The organism is Rhodoferax potami (assembly GCF_032193805.1).
Taxonomy (GTDB): domain Bacteria; phylum Pseudomonadota; class Gammaproteobacteria; order Burkholderiales; family Burkholderiaceae_C; genus Allorhodoferax; species Allorhodoferax potami_A.
The window spans coordinates 328,538-350,483 of the sequence record NZ_JAVBIK010000001.1 but is presented as its reverse complement, the minus strand read 5'-3'; the positions used below and the strand labels follow the sequence as shown (position 1 = coordinate 350,483).

24 protein-coding genes are annotated in these 21,946 nt (G+C 58.8%); 12 read left to right on the top strand and 12 right to left on the bottom strand.

All coding sequences use genetic code 11. The annotated features are described in order from the left end of the window. Nucleotides 1-2: 2 nt before the first annotated feature. The 5 genes from RAE19_RS01675 to RAE19_RS01655 all read right to left on the bottom strand — a co-directional run bounded on the left by RAE19_RS01675 (nt 3) and on the right by RAE19_RS01655 (nt 4,839). Nucleotides 3-722: a MotA/TolQ/ExbB proton channel family protein gene (locus tag RAE19_RS01675; RefSeq protein WP_313873286.1), complete on the bottom strand. Its 720-nt coding sequence runs from the start codon at nt 720-722 to the stop codon at nt 3-5. Nucleotides 723-768: 46 nt separating this feature from the next. Beyond that, nucleotides 769-1,500: an energy transducer TonB gene (locus RAE19_RS01670; RefSeq protein WP_313873285.1), complete on the bottom strand. Its 732-nt coding sequence runs from the start codon at nt 1,498-1,500 to the stop codon at nt 769-771. A gap of 43 nt (nt 1,501-1,543) precedes the next feature. Further along, the gene (locus RAE19_RS01665; protein ID WP_313873284.1) at nt 1,544-2,227 is read right to left on the bottom strand and encodes a Fe2+-dependent dioxygenase; all 684 of its coding nucleotides are present in this window, start codon (nt 2,225-2,227) and stop codon (nt 1,544-1,546) included. Nucleotides 2,228-2,256: 29 nt separating this feature from the next. Further along, entirely contained in the window at nt 2,257-4,497 is a 2,241-nt protein-coding gene (locus tag RAE19_RS01660; RefSeq protein WP_313873283.1) for a TonB-dependent receptor, read from the bottom strand. 126 nt (nt 4,498-4,623) lie between these two features. Further along, on the bottom strand, nt 4,624-4,839 hold the full coding sequence (locus RAE19_RS01655) for a (2Fe-2S)-binding protein (protein WP_313873282.1): 216 nt from the start codon (nt 4,837-4,839) through the stop codon (nt 4,624-4,626). 91 nt (nt 4,840-4,930) lie between these two features. Here RAE19_RS01655 and RAE19_RS01650 point away from each other — a divergent pair, with 91 nt between their 5' ends. After that, a complete protein-coding gene (locus RAE19_RS01650) occupies nt 4,931-5,692 on the top strand; it encodes a tetratricopeptide repeat protein (protein WP_313873281.1) in 762 nt (253 codons plus the stop codon). Between the two features lie 27 nt (nt 5,693-5,719). Here RAE19_RS01650 and RAE19_RS01645 read toward each other — a convergent pair whose 3' ends face one another. The 6 genes from RAE19_RS01645 to bfr form a co-directional block, all read right to left on the bottom strand. Continuing rightward, complete coding sequence (locus tag RAE19_RS01645; protein ID WP_313873280.1) at nt 5,720-6,898, bottom strand: DUF1513 domain-containing protein; 1,179 nt, start codon at nt 6,896-6,898, stop codon at nt 5,720-5,722. Next, nucleotides 6,882-7,658: an imelysin family protein gene (locus RAE19_RS01640; protein ID WP_313873279.1), complete on the bottom strand. Its 777-nt coding sequence runs from the start codon at nt 7,656-7,658 to the stop codon at nt 6,882-6,884. Before RAE19_RS01640 ends, RAE19_RS01645 begins: the two co-directional genes overlap by 17 nt. 9 nt (nt 7,659-7,667) lie before the next feature. Then, complete coding sequence (locus RAE19_RS01635) at nt 7,668-7,961, bottom strand: hypothetical protein (protein ID WP_313873278.1); 294 nt, start codon at nt 7,959-7,961, stop codon at nt 7,668-7,670. After that, on the bottom strand, nt 7,958-9,406 hold the full coding sequence (locus RAE19_RS01630) for a di-heme oxidoredictase family protein (RefSeq protein ID WP_313873277.1): 1,449 nt from the start codon (nt 9,404-9,406) through the stop codon (nt 7,958-7,960). The genes RAE19_RS01635 and RAE19_RS01630 overlap by 4 nt, the downstream gene beginning before the upstream one ends. Next, complete coding sequence (locus tag RAE19_RS01625) at nt 9,403-10,560, bottom strand: imelysin family protein (RefSeq protein ID WP_313873276.1); 1,158 nt, start codon at nt 10,558-10,560, stop codon at nt 9,403-9,405. Before RAE19_RS01625 ends, RAE19_RS01630 begins: the two co-directional genes overlap by 4 nt. A 106-nt stretch (nt 10,561-10,666) precedes the next feature. Further along, entirely contained in the window at nt 10,667-11,143 is a 477-nt protein-coding gene (gene bfr, locus RAE19_RS01620) for a bacterioferritin (protein WP_313873275.1), read from the bottom strand. Nucleotides 11,144-11,317: 174 nt separating this feature from the next. Here bfr and RAE19_RS01615 point away from each other — a divergent pair, with 174 nt between their 5' ends. From RAE19_RS01615 to RAE19_RS01600, 4 genes are read left to right on the top strand one after another with little or no spacing between them, the layout of a single operon-like run. Further along, nucleotides 11,318-11,620, top strand: a complete 303-nt coding sequence (locus RAE19_RS01615) for a hypothetical protein (RefSeq protein ID WP_313873274.1) — start codon at nt 11,318-11,320, stop codon at nt 11,618-11,620. Beyond that, on the top strand, nt 11,617-11,814 hold the full coding sequence (locus RAE19_RS01610) for a hypothetical protein (RefSeq protein ID WP_313873273.1): 198 nt from the start codon (nt 11,617-11,619) through the stop codon (nt 11,812-11,814). The genes RAE19_RS01615 and RAE19_RS01610 overlap by 4 nt, the downstream gene beginning before the upstream one ends. A 2-nt stretch (nt 11,815-11,816) precedes the next feature. After that, nucleotides 11,817-12,014, top strand: a complete 198-nt coding sequence (locus RAE19_RS01605; protein WP_313873272.1) for a hypothetical protein — start codon at nt 11,817-11,819, stop codon at nt 12,012-12,014. After that, nucleotides 11,986-13,086 (top strand): DUF2325 domain-containing protein, encoded by a 1,101-nt coding sequence (locus RAE19_RS01600; RefSeq protein ID WP_313873271.1) that lies wholly within the window; start codon nt 11,986-11,988, stop codon nt 13,084-13,086. Before RAE19_RS01605 ends, RAE19_RS01600 begins: the two co-directional genes overlap by 29 nt. Here the strand turns inward: RAE19_RS01600 and ppsR are convergent. Further along, nucleotides 13,040-13,861 carry a posphoenolpyruvate synthetase regulatory kinase/phosphorylase PpsR gene (ppsR, locus tag RAE19_RS01595; protein WP_313876156.1) on the bottom strand — a complete coding sequence of 274 codons (822 nt, stop codon included), beginning with the start codon at nt 13,859-13,861 and terminating at the stop codon, nt 13,040-13,042. The genes RAE19_RS01600 and ppsR overlap by 47 nt on opposite strands. Before the next feature lie 215 nt (nt 13,862-14,076). Between ppsR and ppsA the strand changes: the two genes are divergently transcribed. From ppsA to dnaB, 7 genes are all read left to right on the top strand, one after another. Next, on the top strand, nt 14,077-16,467 hold the full coding sequence (ppsA, locus tag RAE19_RS01590) for a phosphoenolpyruvate synthase (protein WP_313873270.1): 2,391 nt from the start codon (nt 14,077-14,079) through the stop codon (nt 16,465-16,467). After that, the gene (locus RAE19_RS01585; protein ID WP_313873269.1) at nt 16,467-18,773 is read left to right on the top strand and encodes a VC_2705 family sodium/solute symporter; all 2,307 of its coding nucleotides are present in this window, start codon (nt 16,467-16,469) and stop codon (nt 18,771-18,773) included. The genes ppsA and RAE19_RS01585 overlap by 1 nt, the downstream gene beginning before the upstream one ends. 114 nt (nt 18,774-18,887) lie before the next feature. After that, nucleotides 18,888-19,253, top strand: coding sequence for a 30S ribosomal protein S6 (gene rpsF / locus RAE19_RS01580; protein ID WP_296507481.1), 366 nt, complete (start codon nt 18,888-18,890; stop codon nt 19,251-19,253). A gap of 33 nt (nt 19,254-19,286) precedes the next feature. Then, nucleotides 19,287-19,580 carry a primosomal replication protein N gene (gene priB, locus RAE19_RS01575; protein ID WP_313873268.1) on the top strand — a complete coding sequence of 98 codons (294 nt, stop codon included), beginning with the start codon at nt 19,287-19,289 and terminating at the stop codon, nt 19,578-19,580. A gap of 16 nt (nt 19,581-19,596) precedes the next feature. Next, nucleotides 19,597-19,878 (top strand): 30S ribosomal protein S18, encoded by a 282-nt coding sequence (rpsR, locus tag RAE19_RS01570; protein ID WP_029708819.1) that lies wholly within the window; start codon nt 19,597-19,599, stop codon nt 19,876-19,878. A 12-nt stretch (nt 19,879-19,890) separates the two neighbouring features. Beyond that, nucleotides 19,891-20,343 (top strand): 50S ribosomal protein L9, encoded by a 453-nt coding sequence (gene rplI, locus RAE19_RS01565; protein ID WP_313873267.1) that lies wholly within the window; start codon nt 19,891-19,893, stop codon nt 20,341-20,343. Nucleotides 20,344-20,534: 191 nt separating this feature from the next. Next, nucleotides 20,535-21,938: a replicative DNA helicase gene (gene dnaB, locus RAE19_RS01560; protein ID WP_313873266.1), complete on the top strand. Its 1,404-nt coding sequence runs from the start codon at nt 20,535-20,537 to the stop codon at nt 21,936-21,938. Nucleotides 21,939-21,946 lie beyond the last annotated feature (8 nt).

Genomic DNA, 21,946 nt, shown 5'->3' with positions numbered 1-21,946 from the left:
GATCAGGCTTTTTTCATGGCGACGACTTTGCTGTCACCGCTCTGGACGTGGGTGACCCGTGCGCCCGTCACAAAGTAGGCGTGCAAATCGTGGGCGAAACGGTTGAGCTTGGTCAGGATGGACTTGTTGCCACGGACCAACGCGTTGTATCCCAGCACTGCCGGGATGGCTACAGCCAAACCCAAGGCGGTCATGATCAGCGCTTCGCCGATTGGGCCAGCGACCTTGTCGATAGTGGCTTGGCCTGATGCGCCAATGCCCATGAGTGCGTGGTAGATGCCCCAAACGGTTCCAAACAACCCTACGAAAGGTGCTGTCGAGCCGACCGATGCCAACACGGCCAAGCCGCTCTGGAAGCGTGCGGTGCTGTCATCAATGCTGTTGCGCAAGGCGCGGCTGATCCAGTCGCTGATGTCCAGGGCGTCATGCAATTGGGTTTGGGTGTGGCGGTGGTGGGCGGTGGCCTCTTGCCCCGAGCGCGCCAATTGAACGAACGGGTTGTCGACCGGGTTGCCTAGGGTCGTCATGCCGGATTCAAAGTCAGCGCTATGCCAGAAGCTTTCGGTGCGGCCCGCCAGCGACTTGAACTTGAAGATGTCGAGGGCCTTGATCAGAATCACGATCCATGACGCCAAGGACATGCCGAGCAGCAAAACTGCCACCGCTTTGGTGACCCAGTCGCCTTGGTTCCAGAGGGTGATGAGGCCGAGTTGAGATTCCATAAATAACTCCGAAGAAAAACGAATTGAATAAAAGACAAAGAGTGGACTAGCGGGTGAGCTGCCAGTTAAGGGGCACGTCAAACCACATGCCTTGTGCGACACCAGCGCGCTTGCCCGGGGAGTAGCGCCATTTCAAAGCGGTCTCCACCGAGGCTTGATCCAAGCGGTCAAATCCGCTGCTTTGCTTGACACTGGCCTGGCTGGGTTGCCCGTCGGCATCGATGAATACCCTCACCACGACGCGGCCTTGCTCACCCAAACGCTTGCTGATTGCGGGGTAGGCAGGCTTGGTGTTGTTCAGGTAATCGGCATCGCTGGAGGGCAATTCGACCTTTGGCGGAGCCGGTGGTGCGGGCGGGGCTGCAGGTACATTGCTACTGCCAGTGGCATTGCTTTGTGTAGTTGCCGTTGCTGCGGGGGTTGCCGCTGACGGTGCCGGTGTATTGGCAGAGGGTGCAATCGCCAAGGGCGTGGGCGCGGGTTGGGGTGCCACTGTGGGGGTGGGTGCAGGCACCGGAGGTGTCGGTTGTTTGGTAGTGACTGTTTTGGTGGGTGTTTTGGGCTGCGGAGTGGCACGTGGTGCGGGTGGTGGCGATGCGGGGGCTACAAACTCCACCAGGATTTCGGCGGGCACTACCACCTCCACGACGCGCTTAAGCAAGCCACTTTGAACGGCCCACAAAGCCGCCACGTGGAAGGCAACCACCGTCACGACAATGCTGGTGTTACGACTTAAAGCAGGAAGTGCGCCAAAACGCGGAAGTGCAAAAGTAGACATAGGCAGTAAAAATCATCAAAGGCGTTGAGCGTGGCCAGTGGCCTTAGGTGTCGGCCCACATGCGCAGCATGTTGTGGTAAACGCCCGTGAGTGCTGTGGTTTCTTCCGAATCACCGTGCCGGCGACGCATGGCCAGCAAGTTCATGTCGAGCTCGTACAACATGCGGCGTTGCTCGTCGCTTCGAACCAGGCTTTCAATCCAGAAAAAGCAGGCGATACGGTGCCCGCGGGTCACGGGTTTGACCTGGTGCAGGCTGGTGCCGGGGTAAAGCACCGCGTGACCCGCCGGCAGCTTGACGGTCTTTTCGCCGTAGGTGTCGGCGATCGTGAGTTCGCCTCCGTCATAGTCCTCAGGGTCATTGAGGAACACGGTGCACGACACATCCGTTCGCAATCGCTGCCCGTTGCCGGGCATGTAGCGAATGGCGCCATCGATGTGGTTGCCGTAGAAGTTGCTGTCGCCCCCATACCGGTTGACACGGGGTGGAAATACTTTTTTGGGTAGTGCCGCAGAGAAGAAGGTGGTGTTGCGGTCCAGACCCCGCAGCACCAGTTCGCGGATGCTGCGGGCAATGTCACCCTCGTGGTCCAGTTGCTCGTTGTTTTTGACCTGCCTTGCCAACTCACCGGTGCCTTTGCGCCCATCCGTCCACGGAGCCTCCTTCAACAGGTGCTGGGCATGGGCGACCTCGTCAGAGGTCAGCAGATCGGGCAGGTGCAAAAGCATGGCAGTGGTTGGCAGGTAAGGACGCTGGCTTAGAACTTCAGGTTCAAAGTGGCTTGCAGATTCCGGCCGGGGCCAGGTGTGTAGAAGCTGGTGTACAGACCATCTGCGTACAACTTGTCCAGTGCGTTGGTCAGGTTGACTTTGAGCACTGTTTTTTCGTTGAACTTGTACTCGCCCATCAAGTCGAGGGTGGCGTAGCCGGGTGCAAAGAAGCCGGGATTGCGGTTGGGTGACTGCTCGCTGCGGAAATTCACACCAGTGCCGGCACGGAATTGGGGGGTGAACTGGTAGGTAGTCCACACCGTTCCGCTATGCACGGGAGTCAAGGAAGGTCGATCGCCGACACGGTCACCTGCTGTGTTCTGAGAGCAAGTTCCTGTGGCAGGGCACGGGGCTGCCGCATCCACCATGGCGTCGGGCATCCACATGTAGGAGCCGTAAATCTCCCACTTGGGGGTCAACATGCCCGAGGCGTCAATTTCCAGTCCGGTGGCATGGCGCTGACCGGACAGTACCGGTGTTGCTGCGGCATTGTCAGGGTCGGTGTTGCGCTCGTTGAACTTCACCGACTGGAAGATCGCCAGACGCGTGGTGTAGCGCTTGTCTGCGGAGTCCAATTTGGCACCGATTTCCACGTTCCGGCTTTGTTCCGGTTTCGCATTGGAGTTACCGGCGCTGTAGGAATAGGTGTCACCGGAAGTGTTGAAAGATGTTCCCCAAGAAAAGTGGAACGAGCTCAGCTCAGTGGGCTGGTACATCACGCCAACCCGTTGACTCCAATTGGCAATATTCTGCTCAAAGGCTGCCGTTTTCACGCCAGCTGCGCTTTCTGTGATGTAGTTGCCGCGCATGCGGTCAAAGCGCAATCCACCCAGGACTTTCCAATGATCGGCCACTTGAACCAAGTCCATGGCGTACAGGCCGAGGTTGTCGGCTTGGAACGCACTGGAGCGGGTCACGATTCGAGCCGATTCGTCCACTGAAGCACCGTCGTTGGGGGTGCCTACGGTGGTGGCGGGGCGGGATACGCCGCCAGTGGCCCGGAAAACGTTTTTGTTCTCTTGGCCAAAATCCACGCCAGTGAACAACTCATGCTTCACGCCCAAGGCCGAGAACTTCTTGGTGTAATCCGTTTGCAGATACACCGAGTTCAGGTCCTGGATCTTGTTTTGAGCGCCGCGGGTTAAAACGGTGGCATCCGAGAAGTTGTTGATGCCGGTGCCGGTGGCGTAGTTCCAGAGGGTGGCGCGCTGGTCGCGGGTGTAGACGCCACGGCGCACTGAGGTTTTCAGCTCGCTTTCGTCGTCAAAGCGGTGGGTGTGGCTAGCGGTTAGGTATTCTGCGGTCCCCTTGTTGTAGTCGCTGGCCATGCCGTAATAGGTTTGGGGGGCGATAGCGCTGTTCAGGACCGAGCTCGTGGTTGCTGTTGCGGAAGTGGGCCTGATCCAACGCACGCCGTAGTTGATCCCGTTGTCATTGTCCAGAGACATGATTCCCACCGAGAACTCGTCCTTGGTGCCGATGCCCCAGCGGTAGTTGGCGGCGATACCGCGTTTGTCGATGCTGCTGCCCGCGGCGTTGTTGTCCGCTTTGGTGACCATGGCATTGATACGCAGGCCCGAGTCTTCACCGGTTTGGATGTTGAAGTCGCCTGTCACCCGGCGGTAGTTGTACATGCCGACGGTGGTGCTGATTTCATGGTCGTCAATGGCGCGACCTTGCTTGCTGCTTTGGTTGACAGCGCCTCCGGTGGAGCCACGGCCGAACAGCATGGATGCGGAGCCGCGCAGCAGTTCGATTTTGTCGCTATTGAAGGTGTCGCGGTCGTAGAACGCGGGGTCGCGCATGCCGTCTACAAAAATGTCGCCGGTTTGCGCCAGCGAAAAGCCGCGCAGGCGGATATCTTCTTCTCCACCCTCTGCAGCTAGGAATGTGACGCCGGCGGTGTTGTGCAGCACGTCTTTCAGGGTGTCGAGGTTACGGTCGTCGACCAGCTTTTCAGTCACTACTGTGATGGACTGGGGAATGTCGCGCAGCTCTTGCTTGCCTTTGCCGATTGATGTTGTGGTGGCACGCACGGAGTCTTTGCCCTGTGCCTCTTCGGCCTTTTCGGTGATCGTGACGGGTTTGAGTGTTTTGACAGCTTCCGTTCCGGTGTCTTGGGCTACCGCAGAAAAAGATCCTGCCAGCAGCATCGCGCCCAAGGGGAGCAAGGTCGCAGGGTTAGCCGCCAAAGGCGTCGGGGAAGGGAAGGGGCGAGTAGTGGGCATAGCGCTCTCAACGTTCAATGAAAAGAATTTGCTGGCTATGTCTCCCACCGGCAGTGCGGTCTTGGACGTGGCTTGCTAACGTGTCAACTAAACAAGAAGCATTCCTGTTTAGTTTTAAAAAATGACCTAAAGGTGGCGGGTCATGGTGATGGTTTTCCAGGCACCGTGCACCATGGTGGCATTGGCGTGGCAGCGCTCCACGACATCGCGTGCACAGTCTTCGCAGCGGCCGCACTGGGTGGCCACGCCCAGATCGATCTGGATGTCTTCAAAGCTCTTGCCTTCACTGGCGTGATGGTGGATCTCTTTGTCGGATACGCGATGGCAGACACAAACAATCATGGGTAGTCCGGTGCTGTGGAAAAACCAAATTGTAAATGAGAAGTTGTCGCATTTGCATTTATAGTTCTTAAAAAATTTACTTTTGTTTACCATGCCCGCGCTGAAACTGCATTTACCTCCTTCTCCCGACATTCTCCAATCCATGACACCGCAAGACTGGCAAACGGTGACACAGGCCGAGCCGCTCGTAGCGGCCCGCTGGATGGAAGCCGCAGCCGTGCTTGGCAGTGCGGATGCACAAGCCATCGCCGGGCAATGGCTGCTCGATGGCCACGGACAACCCCGGAATGCGGATGCCGCAAGAGCCAGTTTTTTGAAAGCGGCGCAGCAGGCACACCCCATGGGCATGAATATGGCTGGTCGGTGTTTTGAAAACGGTTGGGGGGGCGACGTGGACTACTTTGCAGCCGCCAACTGGTACCGCCAGGCAGCGCACGCGGGGCTGGATGCGGCGATGTACAACTACGCCAACCTGCTCGCAGCCGGCATGGGGGTTGCACAAGACGATGCCGCTGCGCTCGAGTGGTACCGCCACGCCGCGGCGCGCGGGCATGCCAAGTCCATGACCAAGATCGGCTACTTTTACGAGGATGGTAGGGTCGTAGCCCGTGACCTGAATGCGGCCTTTGTCTGGTTTGAGGGTGGAGCCACAGGCGGCGACTTCCGTGGGCAATTCAACTACGCCACCCTGCTGGCACAGCGCGGTGATTTGCAGGCGGCATTGCACTGGTTGCGCAAGGTGCCTGCCACCGCCACGGCCGCTTACCAGCGCCAAGCAGGCCAGCGGTTGTTGGATTCCAGCTACCCCGAAATCCGTAGTATTGGCGAATCCATGCTTCAAAAAGCCGCCTAGCGCCCACCGATATTGCGCGGATAGCTATTAAATAGATAGCAAAGTGCCGTGGTTGTCCCAGCCTCTGGCCAAGCGGTAGCGCTTGTGGTGGCTGGCACTGCCAATAGCGCTAGTGCCTGTAGGTGCAGCTAGCGCCTCGCGACTACCGCCCGCCATAAAGCCATCAGCGCCGATGCCCACAGGCATCAGGGCGCCGGCGCCTGCCAAGGGCAACATGCCCCGCCATTCGCCAGCTGTGGACCAGCCCATCACCTGGCCTGCGTAGGTGGCGCTCACCCAAAACGTGCCGCCAGCCCAGCACACGTCGCCCGCATAGCCCTGCCACCCGTCGGGCGCTGCGTCGTCAGCGAGCCACGCCACCGTATGCAGCCCATCAGAGCTCAATAAAGCCAACGCCGGAGCCGCTTGCCGCAGCGCAGGGTCGGAATGCTCCGCCTGCAGGGCCACCGCCAAGGTGCCATCGGGTGCCAGCGCGAGGTGGCGCAGGCTCAAATATGGGTCGTTTAACGCAAACTGCGCGCCGATGCGGCCACTCGTGCTGTCCAGCCGCGTCAGGTTGGAGGCCATTTGCGGCAGGTTGCGTTTGCGGCGACCGGTCTCGGGCAGGGTCAAAATGCCGCCATTCGCCACGATGAGTTGCCCACCGGGCTGCCACATCAGGGCGTGGGGGCCGATGCCCCCGCTAGGGAATTCGCGAATCGTTTCCAGCGAACCCGCATGCCGCTGCGCAATCACGCCTTGGCCGGTGTCGCCATCACTCTCGGTGGTGAAAATGAATTTCCCGTCGGGCGACTGCACAGCGTGGCCCCCCAAATAGCGATCAGGTTCCATGGGGTGTAGGTGCAGCAGGCGGCCGTTGCGCGTGTCCACCCGGGCCAGGTATTCGCCCGGCCGCCGTGCGACCACCAGCGCCTCTGGCGCTTGGCCCGCGCGTGAGGCGGTGAGGGGCAGCAGTTGGTGCGCACGGTCGGGCAGCGCGGTGGCCCAGCGGGCGCCCTGTGGGGTCCAGACACCGGCGTAGGCCTGCCCCCGGTCTTGCCAGGCGGTGAGCACTTGTGTCTCTGTGGCGCGAGCACCGGGCTTGGCCAGGGATGCGCAGGGTAGCCCTGCACCCCAAGCTGCGAAGCCCATCGAGGCCAGTGTGCCCAGTGTTTGCCGGCGCGTCAGCGACTGCGCGTCTGGCGCAGGGTCAATCGCCATCGGCATCCGTAAACCCTTGGCTGAAATCGAAGAGCCGGGCCCCCATGTCACTGGCCAAGGTGCACAGCGCCGCGATGCTGTGCTGCGCGCGCAATACGCTACTCGCTGTTTGCGGGCGGGCCTCGTGCACCGCACGGCAGGTCGTTGCCAGTTGCTGCGCCAACTGGGTGGCGGGAGCAAGGTGGCCGCGCGAGCGCAACAAGTCGGTAAAGCTTCGGGCCACCGCGTCGTTGGAGGGTGCGCAGTTGCCTGCAGAGTCGCCTGTCAGAAAGTTTGCGATGCTTTCCCACTGCGCTTGCCACGCGGCGGCAGTTTGCCCGCTCAGGCCGCGCACCCAGATGGCGCTGTCTTTGCCCCGGGTGTTGACCCGCATTTTCTTCAGGCGTAACTGGTCGAGGCTGCCCATGCATTGGGTGAAAAATTCGCCGTAGTCGGCCCAGGCTTTGGCTTCATCTACCGAGTCGCTGTCAGGCGCCTGCGCCGCGGTCTGGTAGGCCTGCAGCAGCGTGCCGGCCTCTGCAGATACCTCGCCGCTGATAGCCGCAGCCAGCGCCTGCGCACCGGGCTCAGTCGCTTGGACCCAGAGCAGCCATTCCAAGGCGGGCAGCCCTTTGGCGCCCACTCCGGCAGCCCGCACCCGGGCGGCTAAGGCCTCTGCGCTGGCATCTTTGGCGACTTGCGCCAGCGCCTGTACCTGCGCTGAGCGGGTCGGCCAAAAATCCAAGGTGCGCACCGACCGGCGCTCCAGCAGTGCTCCTGCGGGCACCGCTGCGAGTTACTCCCACGCCAACATGCAGCGCACCCAGGCTGCGCGCTGGGTGGGCACATCGGCAGGCGTGGTTTGCAGGGTCTGATGAAGTGCGCTGGCGGTTTGGGCGAATCCATGGGCGCGCGGCAGCCAGTGGCTTTGCAGACCGCCCAGTACCAGTTCGCTCGCGCGGTAAAACGGCGTCGCCGTCCCGGCGGCCCCTGCGCAGTTGAATGCTATGGTTTTTGTAGCTGCGTGCGCAGGTTGTATGAGCGCTAGAGCACTCAAAGACCATGTTTTGAGAAGGGTGCGCCGCTTCATAAAGATTCCACAAACGCGACCAGCGCCTGGCGGTCGCGTGCACTGAATTTGAGCACTTGCTGTTGCGCTGCCTGGGCCTCGCCACCGTGCCAGAGTATGGCCTCGAGCACCCCGTTGGCCCGCCCGTCATGGAGGAGCCGCCGGTGGCCGTTGACATCGTGAATCAGACCCACGCCCCAGAGCGGCGGTGTTTTCCACTGCCGGCCATTGGCGGCATAGTCCGGGCGGCCGTCGGCCAGCGCGGGGCCCATGTCGTGCAGCAAGAGGTCGGTATATGGCCAGATTTTGACGCCCTCAACCTTGGGGCTGGATAAGCGGGGGAAGGGTGCTGCGCCCGTGGTGTAGCTGGGGCGGTGGCAGGTGGCGCATTGGGCTTGCACAAACAGCGATTCCCCTCGGACCACGTCCGCTCGGTTGCTATGGCGGCGCGCTGCCGGGGCGAGGGTGGCCTGGTAGAACACCACGTCGCCCAAGGTGCGGTCGTCGATTTCCGGCGCCTGGCCCTGTGCACCCCGGGGTGCAGCCAAACAATCTTTTTGGGTGGGGGTGCAGGCTTCTTCAGGGTGGGTGGTGGAAGTAATGCCGATATCGCCCAAAAACGCGCCGGCCGTTTGGCTGGCCAGACTGGCTTGGTTGGCCTTCCAGCCGAAGCGGCCGATGCGCTCTGCGCGGGCAAGGTCGTCCCAGACCCGATTGGGCACACCCTTGATGGGGCCTGCCATGGCGGCCTGGGCGCTGGCGTTGGCAAGGATGTCACTCTCGGCAATGGCCTCTATCAGCCCGAGCCCGGCCATCTGGGGCGCAATGCGGGGGCTGATCATGGCGCCGGGTGCCAGGGGGCCATAGGCCAGTTGGGTCAGGCGGTAGAGCGGCTTGCGCAAAGTGTAGGGAGTGCCATCCGCAAAGCGGCCATGTACCGGCTGGTGGCGAATCTGCACTTGCCCCTCGGCTTGTACGCCTTGAATGGCGGCGTTGTTGAGCTGGTCGCCATAGACCGGGTCGGGCACCACGCCGCCATGGGCGCCAGTGCCCGGAATCGAGAGCCGTATCAGCAAGGCGACCGGCGGCTCGCTCAGGCCCTTGCGGAATTCGGGCGGTGCGCCGCGGCCGTCTTGCACATGGCAGCCGCCGCAGGAGCGGGCAATAAAGTGGGGGCCTAAGCCGTCGCGGGCGGTGGTAGAAGCTGGTGCCTCCACCCAATTGCGGCGGAAGAAAGAATTACCCACGGCAAACCGGGCCCGCTCCTCGTCGTCCAGGGTGGGCAGTGGCATCGAAAATGCATTGCGCCCGGTGACAAATGCAGTCACTTGGTCCGCGGTCAGTTCGCCTTGACTGCGGCCAGCGGTGTCACTGTTGCTGTGGCCCCATACGGGCCAGAGCAATGCGGCAACTGCGCCGGCCGCCGCGATCAGCAGCCCCAGTTTTTGACGGGCGCGCAGCTTCATTGCGCTTGGGCCAACTTGTGGATGCCCAAAGCGGCGGCTGCTTCGGTCAAGTCTTTGGATTGCTGGACCAGGCTATCGATCGTCTTTTGCACCCGGATGCGCCCAGGCGCGTCTTTGGCGCCCAAGATCTCTCGGTCAAACGGAGCCTGGATCGCGTTGGCATAGGCCACGCTTCTGGCGATTTGTTGACTCACTTTGTCTGCAAGGGCCGGGTTTTTGAGCGCCACCAGGTCTTTAAGCGAGGGGCCTTGCAGCGAAGTACCGTCCAGGCGCTGGTAGCTGCCGAGCCAGACGTTTTGGATGCCCTGCGCGTTGGTGGCAGCATCGCGGTGGGTGTTGTCAGAGAAGCAGGAGTGTTCGTCTTCTTTGTCCTGGGTGTTCATGGCGACTTCCAGGCGCTCTCCGGCCAGTTCGCCACGGGACAATGAGCCTAAGCCGACGATCATTTTGCGCACCGACTGGATGCCGCCTTGCTCGAACCGCGCACGGTAGTTTTTGCTGGCAGGTGCCCACGCTTTGACGAGGAAGCCCAGGTCATCTATCAGCAGCTCGGTCACTACATTCAGGTAGGTGCGGCGGCGATCCGCGTTGGCGGTTTTGCCATCCACAAAGTCTTCAAAAGAGCGGTTGCCTGGTCCGGTGTCGCTTTGGTCTTGACCCCACAGCAGAAACTCAATGGCGTGCCAACCGGCGGCAATGTTTTCTTCGCCGCCGCGCTCGTTCAGCTTGGCGAGGGTGGCTTTGTTGATCGTGATCTTCCGGTTGTTGACGATGCCGGCTTTGGGCTTGCCGGCCACGCTGTCAATGTAGGACTCATCCAGAGGCCAGGCGTTGAGTCGTCCCTCGGGGCCCTTGTCGTCATCAATCGGGCCGCTGTAGAAGCGAAAGGCTTCGGTCTGGCCGTAAAACGCGCGGGCAGCCAGCCATGCTTTTTTCGCATCGTCCAAGCTTTGAGCGCTCGGGGCAGCCGTCAGGGCTTTGATGGCCTTTTGCAGGCTCAGTGCACTGGCCAAAACATCCTGGTAGTTGGCCGAGACCAATTCTGCGTAGTTGCGCACGACGCTGGCGGTATCAACGGTCTGCGCCCGCAAGGGGAGTCCGCTCAAGAGGGTGGCTGCGAGTAGGGTTCCTTGGAGGAAGGTGCGTTTGTGCATAGAGTCTTTCTGCAAAGTGCAAAGCTAAATGCACATCTTAATGCAAATCGTTCTCAATAAATTGCACAAAAAAACGCTGAGGTCATCAGCGTTGAAGGGGAGCGAATTAGGAGAGTTCGCCCATCTGGGACTGCAGATAGTTGGGTAGGCCCACTTTGTCGATCAGGTCGATCTGGGTTTCTAGAAAGTCGATGTGCTCTTCAGTGTCATCCAGAATTTTTTGGAGCAGATCACGGGACACATAGTCGCGCACCGACTCGCAGTGGGCAATGCCAGCTTTGATGGTGATTTGTGCACCCATTTCTGCCTTCAGGTCGCACTCCAACGCCTCGGGCACGGTTTCGCCGACCATGATTTTTGCCATGTCTTGCAGGTTGGGCAGGCCGTCGAGCATGAAGATGCGGTCCATCAGCATGTCGGCGTGCTTCATCTCACCGATGGATTCGCTGTACTCCTTTTTCGCCAGCTTCTCGAAGCCCCAATGCTTGTACATGCGGTAGTGCAAAAAGTATTGGTTGATGGCGGTGAGTTCGTTCTTGAGCTGGGCCTGCAGGTGGCCGATGACTTGGGCGTCGCCTTTCATGGGGGTACTCCTTTTTGAAACATTCATTATCCCTTTGGGGCTTGTCGAAGCGAATCGAATGGATCTAAAAAAATCCCGTATTTGAAGCGCGGGATTTTCTTGTTAATGAGAATGATTCGCATATACTTTAATTTCAGGTCTCGCTGTGATACCTGTTTCCACAAGGAGATGACGATGCCCACGCATTGGAAGCCGCAAGACGAGGAATACCTCATTCCAACCGCCGAAGCCTTGATGGCCAGCACCATGGCCCTGATGACGGGACATGTGCAGACAGCTTGCCCGGAACACCGGGAGGCCATGGTCGCAAAAATTGTGAGCAACCTGACCCGCTTGTCGGCCGACCCTTTGTTGTCGCCCGGATTCCAAACCTTGTTGTGGTCCTTGCGGCAGCGGTGGTCGCACCAGGGCTCGCCTGCAACCTGGGCGGGCCCCGCTGCGGTAGTCTGGCACGCAAGTCCTGAGGCGATTCAATGAGCGAGTTCGCTAGCAAACACCGCGCAGCCGGGCGCTACCGGTCGATGTGCCCTTGCTGCGAGCCAGAGGCTGAACCCGTGCGCGGCCGCCCGACCAAGCAAGCCACCCGCCGCCCTGTAATGGCATGGCGTGTTCGCTTGGCAAATGGCTTGGAGCAAGATGTTCAGCAAGCTACAGAAACCGGAGAGACTTAACCATGCCAATTGCAAATCAGGACCCGGTGGCTGTCAGCGCAGCTATGGACAACTCCGACATCTGCCCACCCGCGCATTTGTTGCCTGCGGGCGCCACAGGTTCGCGCCGCAGGCGCCTGTGGGACTTGGGGACCCATTGCCATTGCCCTCTGGTGGGGGTGAGTTTTGCCTATGGAGGTGCTCCGGCGGCTGGTCAATAAGTCACTAGGCGCGCAAGCGGTTGCCAATGACTACGAGGTGCATGCGGGTGCGGTTGCTGAGGCTGCGCGCCGCTGCAAGCTCTCGGAGCTGATGCAGGCCGAACTCGAATCCCGGTATGTGCGCGAGATCCAAGCCTTCAAGGCGGCGAAAAGCAGTTTGGCGGTCGCCGAGTTGTGGGTCAACCACCTGAAAGCGGGCGATGTGGCGGGCGCCTTCTGGGCGGCTTTGACCCACCCTCGTTGTGATGCCGCGCTACAAGATGCCATGTGCAAAGACCTGCACATGTTCCAGCACCAGGCTGGGGCCGGCGTACGGCTTGAAATCGCGCGTTTCAATGCGTTGGCCCATGAGAACGCGGTGTTGACGCGTGAGCTCGGCAAGGTGCAGGAGCGCATCTCCCGTGTGATGGTGCAGAAGACGGCAGAGCTCGATCGTGTGCAAGCGGAACTGCTACGCCTCAGGGCGGAGAGCATCGCCAAGGACAGTCGGCTCGCGTTTTGGGCGCAGGACTACGCGGAGTTGCAAGCCTCGATTCCGCAGCTTGATGAGCGTCAACGATTGCAAAAGCGCATTGAGCAACTTCTGCAACGCCAAGAGGAGCAAGACCAATTGCTCGCCGATTGCCGTCGCAAGCTACAAGTAGCCGAACGCAGCTTGCTGGAGAGAGCGCGAACTGAGCGCATGGATACGAGCACGGTCGTGGGAGTCGAGGGGCCACAAGTACCGGTGCGCTTTGATCACAAAGTCGTCTTGTGTGTAGGCGGGCGCACCGGCAATGTGGCCAACTACCGTGATGTTGTCGAGCGGGTAGGGGGGCGCTTTGCGCACCATGATGGTGGGGTGGAAGACAACGCTGCCGTTTTGGATGCCAACCTGGCGGCGGCTGATCTGGTGATTTGCCAGACCGGCTGCATCAGCCACAACGCCTACTGGCGGGTCAAAGACTTCTGCAAGCGCACCGGCAAACAGTGCGTGTACGTGGAGAACGCCAGTGCCTCGTCCCTGGAGCGCAAATTGCAGACGCTCAGTACACCAGTCGTTCAGGATGAATTTCCTGAAGAATCGTCGTAGCGATCTCTTCGATCGACTTGGTCGTGGTGGACAGCCACCGGATCCCGGTGCGGCGCATCATGGCCTCGGCCTCGCTGACCTCCATGCGGCAGTTCTCGAGCGAGGCGTATTTCGAGTTAGGTCGCCGTTCATTGCGGATCTCGGACAGGCGCTCGGGCTGGATGGTGAGGCCGAAAATCTTCCCACGGTGCGGCACCAGGGCCGGCGGTAGCTGGCGGCGCTCAAAGTCTTCGGGAATCAAAGGATAGTTAGACGCTTTCAGGCCATATTGCATGGCCAGGTACAGCGAGGTCGGGGTTTTACCGCTGCGGCTGACCCCGACCAGGATCACATCGCTTTGCTCCAAGTCGCGGTTGCTTTGCCCGTCGTCGTGGGCCAATGAGAAGTTGATGGCCTCGATCCGGTCGTGGTACTCCTTGCTCTTGCTAGCGTCGCTGAAGCGGCCGATCCGGTGGTTTGATTTCAAGCCCAACTCTTGCTCCAGCGGGTGAACGAACATACCGAACATATCGAGCAACATGCCTTGGCAGCCTTCTTGGATGACTCTCAGCACATCCATGTTTACCAAAGTCGTAAACACAATCGGCTTGTTGCCGTCGACCACGCCCGTATGGTTGATCTGCCGGACCGCTTGGTGCGCTTTGTCCACGGTATCCACGAAAGGCAGGCGCACATGCCGTGCTTTGGTCTCAAATTGCGCCAGGATCGCATTGCCGAATGTTTCAGCGGTAATGCCGGTGCCGTCAGAAATAAAGAATACGGTGCGTTGGGGCATATACAGGTCGTTGGTGGTGTCAGTCAGATGCAAGGGCATGGCGGGGTTTCGTAATCGGGTTACACGATGTGCCCACCTACAATGATTGCAATTTAGCGCATTTAGGTACCGGTTACGTTTCCCACAACACCAACAACAGGAAAGTGACAGGTCGCGCGACCCGCCCAAGGCCTGGCCGGCGGGTCAAAGAAAGGTTTTAACTTCTGGAGCATCCTATGTCTGAACTTTTCAATGCGACCGACCTGGTCGTGCCTTTCGAGCGCTTGCGCATGACGGACGTCGAGTCCGTCGGCGGCAAAAACGCCAGTCTGGGGGAGATGATTTCCCAGCTTCCGCAAGGCGTCCGGGTCCCAACGGGCTTTGCGACGACTGCCCACGCATTTCGCCAATTCTTAGCCCACGACGGCCTGGCCGACAAGATCAGCGCCAAGCTGAAGACACTGGATACCGAAGACGTGCGCGCTTTGGCAGTCGTCGGAGCCGAAATCCGTTCCTTGGTTGAAGCTCAGCCTTTCCCCGCAGATTTAGAGCATGCGATTCGCGAAGCCTTTGTAACGCTGTCTGCGGGCAATGACCAAGCCAGCTTTGCGGTGCGCTCGTCCGCTACCGCCGAAGACTTGCCTGACGCCTCTTTTGCCGGTCAGCAAGAGACCTTTTTGAATGTGGTGGGCATTGAAGACGTGCTCCACAAAATGAAAGAGGTGTTCGCCTCCCTGTACAACGACCGCGCGATTAGCTACCGCGTCCACAAGGGCTTTGCCCACGATGTCGTGGCTTTGAGCGCCGGTGTGCAGCGCATGGTGCGCTCAGACTTGGGCGCGGCCGGTGTGATGTTCACCATCGACACGGAATCCGGCTTTGACCAAGTGGTGTTCATTACCTCCAGCTATGGTCTGGGGGAGACCGTGGTACAGGGTGCTGTGAACCCTGACGAGTTTTATGTGCACAAGCCGATGCTCAAAGCGGGCAATCGTGCAGTGATTCGCCGCAATCTGGGCTCCAAACTTTTGCAAATGGTGTTCACCAGTGTCGAAGAGAAGGCAGCTGGCGGCAAGCTGGTCAAAACGACCGATGTGCCCACCGAACTGCGTAACCGCTATTCCCTCACCGATGCGGATGTGGAGCAATTGGCCAAATACGCCTTGGTGATTGAAGAGCATTACGGCCGTCCGATGGACATCGAATGGGGCAAAGACGGTATTGATGGCCAGTTGTACATCCTGCAGGCGCGCCCTGAAACCGTGAAAAGCCAGGCCGGCACATCCGCTGAGTACCGCTACAAGCTCAAAGGTAAGGGCAATGTGGTGGCCGAAGGTCGTGCCATCGGTCAAAAGATCGGCACCGGGCCGGTGCGGATTGTTCACAACATCAGCGAGATGGACCGGGTGCAGGCGGGCGATGTGCTCGTGACCGATATGACGGATCCCAATTGGGAACCGGTGATGAAGCGCGCCAGCGCGATTGTGACCAACCGGGGTGGTCGTACCTGCCACGCCGCCATCATTGCGCGCGAGTTGGGTATCCCAGCCGTGGTGGGTTGCGGCAATGCCACCGACCTACTTAAAGAAGGCATGCTGGTCACCGTGAGCTGTGCAGAGGGTGATACCGGCTTTATCTACGATGGACTGCTGGAGACAGAAGTCTCTGAAGTACAGCGCGGTGTGATGCCGGAGATTCCGGTGAAGATCATGATGAACGTGGGCAACCCCCAACTGGCTTTCGACTTTTGCCAGTTGCCTAACGAAGGTGTGGGCTTGGCGCGGTTGGAGTTCATCATCAACAACAACATCGGAGTGCACCCCAAAGCCATTCTCGACTACCCGAATGTGGATGCCGACCTGAAAAAGGCAGTGGAGTCGGTTGCACGTGGACATGCATCGCCCCGCGCGTTTTATGTGGATCGGGTGGCAGAAGGGGTTGCAACTATTGCAGCAGCGTTCTGGCCCAAGCCGGTGATCGTGCGTTTGAGCGACTTCAAGAGCAATGAGTACCGCAAGCTGATTGGTGGTAGCCGCTACGAGCCTGAAGAAGAGAACCCGATGCTCGGCTTCCGCGGTGCTGCGCGCTATATCAGCACCGAGTTTGGCGAAGCCTTTGCCATGGAATGTGAAGCCCTCAAACGGGTTCGCAATGAAATGGGACTCACCAATGTGCAGGTGATGGTGCCTTTTGTGCGTACCTTGGGCCAAGCCAAGCGGGTCACAGAATTGTTGGGACGTCACGGCCTGCGTCGTGGCGAGGCCGGTCTCAAGCTCATCATGATGTGCGAGATTCCGAGCAATGCCATTTTGGCGGACCAGTTCCTCGAGTACTTCGACGGCTTCTCCATCGGTTCCAATGATCTGACTCAGCTTTCCTTGGGGCTGGATCGCGATTCCGGTCTTGAGTTGCTGGCGGCTGACTTCGACGAGCGCGACCCCGCTGTCAAGGCCCTCATCACGATGGCAATTGAGGCCTGCAAGCGCCAGGGCAAGTATGTGGGTATATGCGGACAAGGGCCTAGCGACCACCCTGACTTCGCCAAGTGGCTGGAGCAACAAGGGATTTCTTCTATCTCCCTGAACCCAGACTCGGTGATCGCCACCTGGCAGCAACTCGCGGTCTGATGCCCTTCAAGACGACCCAGCGCAATTGGCACCTGCACGCAGTGCTGCTTGCGCTGTGGTTTGTCTTTTCTTTCGGTATTGTTTTTTTCGCCCGGGACCTGAGCGGTACGTTTTTCTCGTGGCCGCTTGCTTACTGGCTGACTGCCCAAGGGGCATTGTTGGTATTCATTGCGATCGTGGTGGTCTTCGCCTTGGTAGCCAACCGGCGTTCGCCCGAAGTCTTCCAGTTTGACTCTGTTGAATATGGTTCCTACACCGCCTCGTTGCGCAGGCGGTTTTTCGGTTTTGTGGTCGGTTTGTTGTTGTTTTTGGTGGCTTTGGGTGTGGCGGAGCAGTACGGCTTGCCCAAGGCGTGGGTTGCCGGCATTTTTCTGTCCGTCACTTTGGTGCTTTATGCGGTGATTGGCGTGTTTGCGCGCACTGCTGACGCCAACGAGTATTACGTGGCCGGGCGCCGTATCCCCGGCGTTTACAACGGCATGGCGACAGCGGCAGATTGGATGAGTGCTGCCTCGTTCATCAGCTTGGCGGGTGGTTTGTATACCCAGGGTTTTAGTGGTTCCGGGTCTCAGCCCGGAGGCTTGGCCTATGTGCTGGGGTGGACCGGGGGCTTTTGTCTGGTCGCATTGCTGGTGGCTCCCTATTTACGCAGCATGAATCTGTATACCGTTCCGGATTATTTTCGGGTGCGGTTCGGAGGGCATTGGCCCCGCCGGATTGCCGCCTGGTCTGCCGTGTTGTGCTCTTTTACGTATGTGGTTGCCCAGCTGTACGGTGTGGGTTTGATTACCTCCCGCTTAACAGGTGTGCATTTCGAAATCGGGATTCTCCTGGCGTTGGGCGGTGTGCTGGTATGTTCCTTTTTGGGGGGCATGCGCGCGGTGACATGGACCCAGGTCACACAGTATGTGGTGGTCATTTTGGCTTTTCTGATTCCGGTGTCCTGGCTTTCTTACCAGCAGACCGGCAATCCTTTGGCGCCACTGGCTTACGGGCAACAACTGGGGAAGATTACCCAAATGGAGCAAGCCTTTGCGGTGTCTCCCCAAGAGCAAGAGGTGATCGCCATCTATGCGCAGCGCGCAGAAGAGTTCAAGCACAAGTTGGCGGATGTGGAGTCTTCGCTCGCGAGTGAGCGTGAGGAATTGCGCCGACAGTTGCGGATCCTTGGCGACAGCAAGGCGCCGGATGCTCAGGTTCAGGCGACGCGCAAGGCCCTAGCGTCACTTCCTAAAGATGTGAATGCAGCCCGTGAGCTGTGGACCAAAAACTGGCTCGAAAACACAGAAAAAGCTAAAGCACTGGGTGGCATGGCGCCACAGACGCGGCCCTTTGCGGGGGATCCAGAGGGTTCTGCATCGGAGCAAGCAGAGTTTTCGACGTCGCGCGCCAACTTTTTGGCTTTGATGTTTTGTTTGATGGTGGGCACCGCCGGTTTGCCTCATCTCTTGACCCGGTACTACACCACTCCGGGGGTCGCGCAAGCCAGGCGCTCCGTGGCTTGGTCTCTCATTTTCATTACCCTGTTGTATTTGTCTGCACCTGCTTTGGCTGTTTTGGTGAAGTACGAGGTGATGGCAAATTTGGTCGGGCAGCCGTTTGATGCGCTACCCGCCTGGATGCTGCAGTGGTCGCGTGATCCCAACTTGCTATCGTTCAGCGACGTAAATGCGGATGGCGTCTTGCAGTTTGCCGAGTTACGGGTCGGTGCGGATCTGGTGATGTTGGCCTCCCCAGATATTGGCGGCTTGCCGTATGTGGTGTCTGTGTTGGTGGCAGCCGGTGGCTTGGCAGCGGCGCTCTCAACGGCTGACGGTTTGCTGCTCACCATAGGCAATGCGCTGGCCCACGATGTTTATTTTGAAGGTAACAGCAACAAGGCCGAGGCCATGCGCCGTGTGATGCTGTCCAAGTTCGCGCTCTTGGTGGTGGCTTTGATGGCCGCCTATGCCGCTGCGCAGCGACCCGCGGGCATCTTGTATCTCGTGTCAGCCTCGTTTTCATTGGCAGGCGCTGCATTCGTGCCGGCCATGGTGCTGGGTATTTTCTGGAAGCGTATGACCAGGGCTGGCGCGGTCGCCGGCATGTTGGCAGGCTTGGGCACCACGGTGGGTTACATGGTGCTGAATTTTCCAGTATTGCGGCAATGGTTTGGTTTTTCGGAAGAGCATTTATGGTTTGGCATACAGCCCGTCTCTGCCGGTGTTTTCGGGGTGCCTGTGGGGCTGATGATGGCTATTTTGGTCAGTTTGTTGACGTCGCCCGACTCTGCCGAAGATCGCAATTTGTCACCCCCCTTGGGTTAGGCTATAATCGTGGGCTTCGCCTTGCTGCACCCTGTCTAGACGCCGGGGCAGCTTTTATAGCCGGTACGAGAGTTCCGGAAAACCCAGATGCTGGGAAATCCTCAAGGAGTATCAATGCGTCATTACGAAATCATCCTCATGATCCACCCGGATCAGAGCGAACAAGTTCCTGCAATGCTGGAGCGTTACAAGGGCATGATCACCGCTGGCGGTGGCAAGGTGCACCGCGTTGAAGATTGGGGCCGTCGTCAGATGGTTTACCTGATCAACAAGCTGGCCAAGGCTCACTACCTGTGCGTCAACATCGAAGCTGACCAAGCTGTGATGTCTGAACTCGAGCACGCGTTCAAGTTCAACGATGCAGTGTTGCGTCACCTGACAGTGTCCAAGAAGAAAGCCGAAACCGGTCCTTCTTCCATGATGAAGACTGTCGAGCGCGAAGACGCACGCAAGGCCCAGCAGGCCGAGTACCAAGCCTAATTGAACGGGTCTACGAACCTCTCCCTTAAAGGAGTGCAGGCAAATTCATTGGTTTTAGGTGCTTGTATCGCAGAGTTTGAAACGATGCGCTACACACCATCAGGCCTCCCGGCCCTGAATCTACGGCTCGAACACGAGTCTCAAGTATCAGAAGCCGGATCTGTACGAACCGTGAAGCTTGTGATGAAAGCGGTGGCCTTCGGCACGCTGGCTGAGCGGCTTGCAAAGCAAGCAGTTGGCAGTGTGTGGCAGTTCTCCGGATTCATGGCAAATGCACGCCAAGGAAAGTCAGTCGTTTTCCACATTCAAGAATTTTTGCAAAATTAATTTTTAGGAGTCCATCATGCCCGGACCAAAACGTTTCAACAAAGACAAGCGCCCCAAGCGCAACACGCAATCGTTGTTGTTCAAGCGCAAACGCTTCTGCCGCTTCACCGTCACTGGCGTCGAAGAGATCGACTACAAAGACATCGACACATTGCGTGATTTCATTGCTGAAAACGGCAAGATCATTCCCGCACGCCTGACAGGCACCCGCGCTATTTTCCAGCGCCAACTGAACACCGCTATCAAGCGCGCTCGCTTCTTGGCGATGCTGCCTTACAGCGACCAGCACAAGATCTAAGGAGTCCCGACCATGCAAATCATTCTGCTCGATAAGGTCGTGAACCTCGGCAACCTGGGCGAAATCGTCAAGGTGAAAGACGGCTACGCTCGTAACTTCTTGATCCCATCCGGCCGTGCACGCCGTGCTACCGAATCTGCCAAGGCAGAGTTCGAAGCCAAGCGCGCTGAGTTGGAAAAGGCTGCAGCAGCCAAGTTGGCTGAGTGCCAAGCTCTGGGCGAAAAGCTCGGTGGTACTACCATCAAGCTGACCCAAAAGGCTGGTGTGGATGGCCGTTTGTTCGGTTCCGTCACTAACTACGACATCGCTGAAGAATTGGTGAAAACCGGTTACAAGGTAGCGAAGTCTCAAGTGCGTATGCCTAACGGTCCTATCAAGGTCGTGAGCGACAGCACTGTGAGCGTGGCTCTGCACACTGACGTGGTGGTGGATATCACCGTGTCCGTGTACGGCGAAACTGCTTAATCAGCATTGTCCGCGCAGCCTGCTTGCAGGCTGAACACCTACAAAAGCCGCCAGGGTCCGCCCTTGCGGCTTTTGTATTTGGGGATCGGGTTTATCCCTTGGTTTACACAGTTTTTCCACAACTTGCCCCCAGCTTCTCACTCGACGCGGTGCGTGCTGCGCCTTAGGATGAAGAGCTCATAGGAAACCACATGTCTGCAGTACCGTTCGCTACCGAAGGATTTGAATCCGACCGCCAGATTGCCCAGCTCAGGGTGCCCCCGCATTCGATTGAGGGTGAGTCCAGCGTGATCGGTGGCTTGCTTCTTGATAATGAGGCCTGGGACCGGGTGAGTGACATCCTGATGGATGCAGACTTTTACCGCCACGAGCATCGTCTTATCTACGCCTCGATCGGTGTGTTGATCAACGGGAATAAGCCGGCTGACGTTATTACCGTTTTTGAGCATCTCCAGAACCAGGGCAAGGCAGAGGAGGTGGGGGGGCTCACCTATCTGAACTCGCTGGCCCAGTACGTGCCGAGTGCGAGCAACATCCGCCGCTATGCGGAGATCGTGCGCGATCGCTCGATTTTGCGCAAACTGGTCAGTGCCAGTGATGAGATCGCGACCAACGCGTTCAATCCCAAAGGCCGCCCAGTCTCTGAAATTGTCGATGAGTCTGAGCAGAAGATCTTCAACATCGGCGAAGCAGGCAAGCGCAACAAGCAGGGCTTCCAGTCGATGGACAGCCTGGTCGTCAACCTCCTGGATCGTGTGCAGGAGATGGCGGACAACCCGAATGACGTGACCGGTGTGCCCACGGGCTTCATCGACTTTGACCGCATGACAGCTGGTTTGCAAGCAGGTGATCTGATCGTGTTGGCAGCGCGTCCCTCTATGGGAAAAACCGCTTTGGCTATCAACATTGCCGAGCACGTTGCCCTGAACGAAGGTTTGCCGGTGGCCATCTTTTCGATGGAAATGGGCGCCGCCCAACTGGCGGTGCGTATCGTCGGCTCTATCGGTCGCGTGGACCAAGGGCATTTACGCACCGGTAAGCTGACCGACGAAGAGTGGCCCCGTCTATCGGAGGCGATCGAGAAGCTGCGGACTATTTCCTTGCACATCGATGAAAGCGCGGGTCTGAATTCCAGCGAAGTGCGTGCGAATGCCCGTCGCTTGGCGCGCCAGTGCGGGCAGCTCGGCCTGATCGTGGTGGACTATTTGCAGCTGATGAGCGGTAGCGGTGGCGATGGGGAAAACCGTGCGACTGAGCTGGGTGAAATTTCCCGGGGCTTGAAGATGCTAGCCCGTGAGCTGAAGTGCCCTGTAATTGCACTCTCTCAGCTAAACCGTTCGGTGGAGCAGCGGCCCGACAAGCGCCCCATGATGAGTGACTTGCGTGAATCCGGCGCTATTGAGCAGGATGCGGACATCATCATGTTTATTTACCGTGACGAGTACTACACCAAGGATCAATGCAAAGAGCCGGGTGTGGCGGAAGTCATCATCGCTAAGCAGCGTAACGGCCCAACCGGCACCGTCAAGCTCGCCTTCATGAACCGCTTCACCAAGTTCGAGAACTTGGCACATAGCGGTGGTGACGATTACTGAGCTTTAGC

Excerpts from the sequence above, each read along its gene's own strand:
- RAE19_RS01675 (WP_313873286.1), bottom strand. The coding sequence starts at position 722 with ATGGAATCTCAACTCGGCCTCATCACCCTCTGGAACCAAGGCGACTGG.
- RAE19_RS01670 (WP_313873285.1), bottom strand. The coding sequence starts at position 1,500 with ATGTCTACTTTTGCACTTCCGCGTTTTGGCGCACTTCCTGCTTTAAGT.
- RAE19_RS01665 (WP_313873284.1), bottom strand. The coding sequence starts at position 2,227 with ATGCTTTTGCACCTGCCCGATCTGCTGACCTCTGACGAGGTCGCCCAT.
- RAE19_RS01660 (WP_313873283.1), bottom strand. The coding sequence starts at position 4,497 with ATGCCCACTACTCGCCCCTTCCCTTCCCCGACGCCTTTGGCGGCTAAC.
- RAE19_RS01655 (WP_313873282.1), bottom strand. The coding sequence starts at position 4,839 with ATGATTGTTTGTGTCTGCCATCGCGTATCCGACAAAGAGATCCACCAT.
- RAE19_RS01650 (WP_313873281.1), top strand. The coding sequence starts at position 4,931 with ATGCCCGCGCTGAAACTGCATTTACCTCCTTCTCCCGACATTCTCCAA.
- RAE19_RS01645 (WP_313873280.1), bottom strand. The coding sequence starts at position 6,898 with ATGCCGATGGCGATTGACCCTGCGCCAGACGCGCAGTCGCTGACGCGC.
- RAE19_RS01635 (WP_313873278.1), bottom strand. The coding sequence starts at position 7,961 with ATGAAGCGGCGCACCCTTCTCAAAACATGGTCTTTGAGTGCTCTAGCG.
- RAE19_RS01630 (WP_313873277.1), bottom strand. The coding sequence starts at position 9,406 with ATGAAGCTGCGCGCCCGTCAAAAACTGGGGCTGCTGATCGCGGCGGCC.
- RAE19_RS01625 (WP_313873276.1), bottom strand. The coding sequence starts at position 10,560 with ATGCACAAACGCACCTTCCTCCAAGGAACCCTACTCGCAGCCACCCTC.
- bfr (WP_313873275.1), bottom strand. The coding sequence starts at position 11,143 with ATGAAAGGCGACGCCCAAGTCATCGGCCACCTGCAGGCCCAGCTCAAG.
- RAE19_RS01615 (WP_313873274.1), top strand. The coding sequence starts at position 11,318 with ATGCCCACGCATTGGAAGCCGCAAGACGAGGAATACCTCATTCCAACC.
- RAE19_RS01610 (WP_313873273.1), top strand. The coding sequence starts at position 11,617 with ATGAGCGAGTTCGCTAGCAAACACCGCGCAGCCGGGCGCTACCGGTCG.
- RAE19_RS01605 (WP_313873272.1), top strand. The coding sequence starts at position 11,817 with ATGCCAATTGCAAATCAGGACCCGGTGGCTGTCAGCGCAGCTATGGAC.
- RAE19_RS01600 (WP_313873271.1), top strand. The coding sequence starts at position 11,986 with ATGGAGGTGCTCCGGCGGCTGGTCAATAAGTCACTAGGCGCGCAAGCG.
- ppsR (WP_313876156.1), bottom strand. The coding sequence starts at position 13,861 with ATGCCCCAACGCACCGTATTCTTTATTTCTGACGGCACCGGCATTACC.
- ppsA (WP_313873270.1), top strand. The coding sequence starts at position 14,077 with ATGTCTGAACTTTTCAATGCGACCGACCTGGTCGTGCCTTTCGAGCGC.
- RAE19_RS01585 (WP_313873269.1), top strand. The coding sequence starts at position 16,467 with ATGCCCTTCAAGACGACCCAGCGCAATTGGCACCTGCACGCAGTGCTG.
- rpsF (WP_296507481.1), top strand. The coding sequence starts at position 18,888 with ATGCGTCATTACGAAATCATCCTCATGATCCACCCGGATCAGAGCGAA.
- rpsR (WP_029708819.1), top strand. The coding sequence starts at position 19,597 with ATGCCCGGACCAAAACGTTTCAACAAAGACAAGCGCCCCAAGCGCAAC.
- rplI (WP_313873267.1), top strand. The coding sequence starts at position 19,891 with ATGCAAATCATTCTGCTCGATAAGGTCGTGAACCTCGGCAACCTGGGC.
- dnaB (WP_313873266.1), top strand. The coding sequence starts at position 20,535 with ATGTCTGCAGTACCGTTCGCTACCGAAGGATTTGAATCCGACCGCCAG.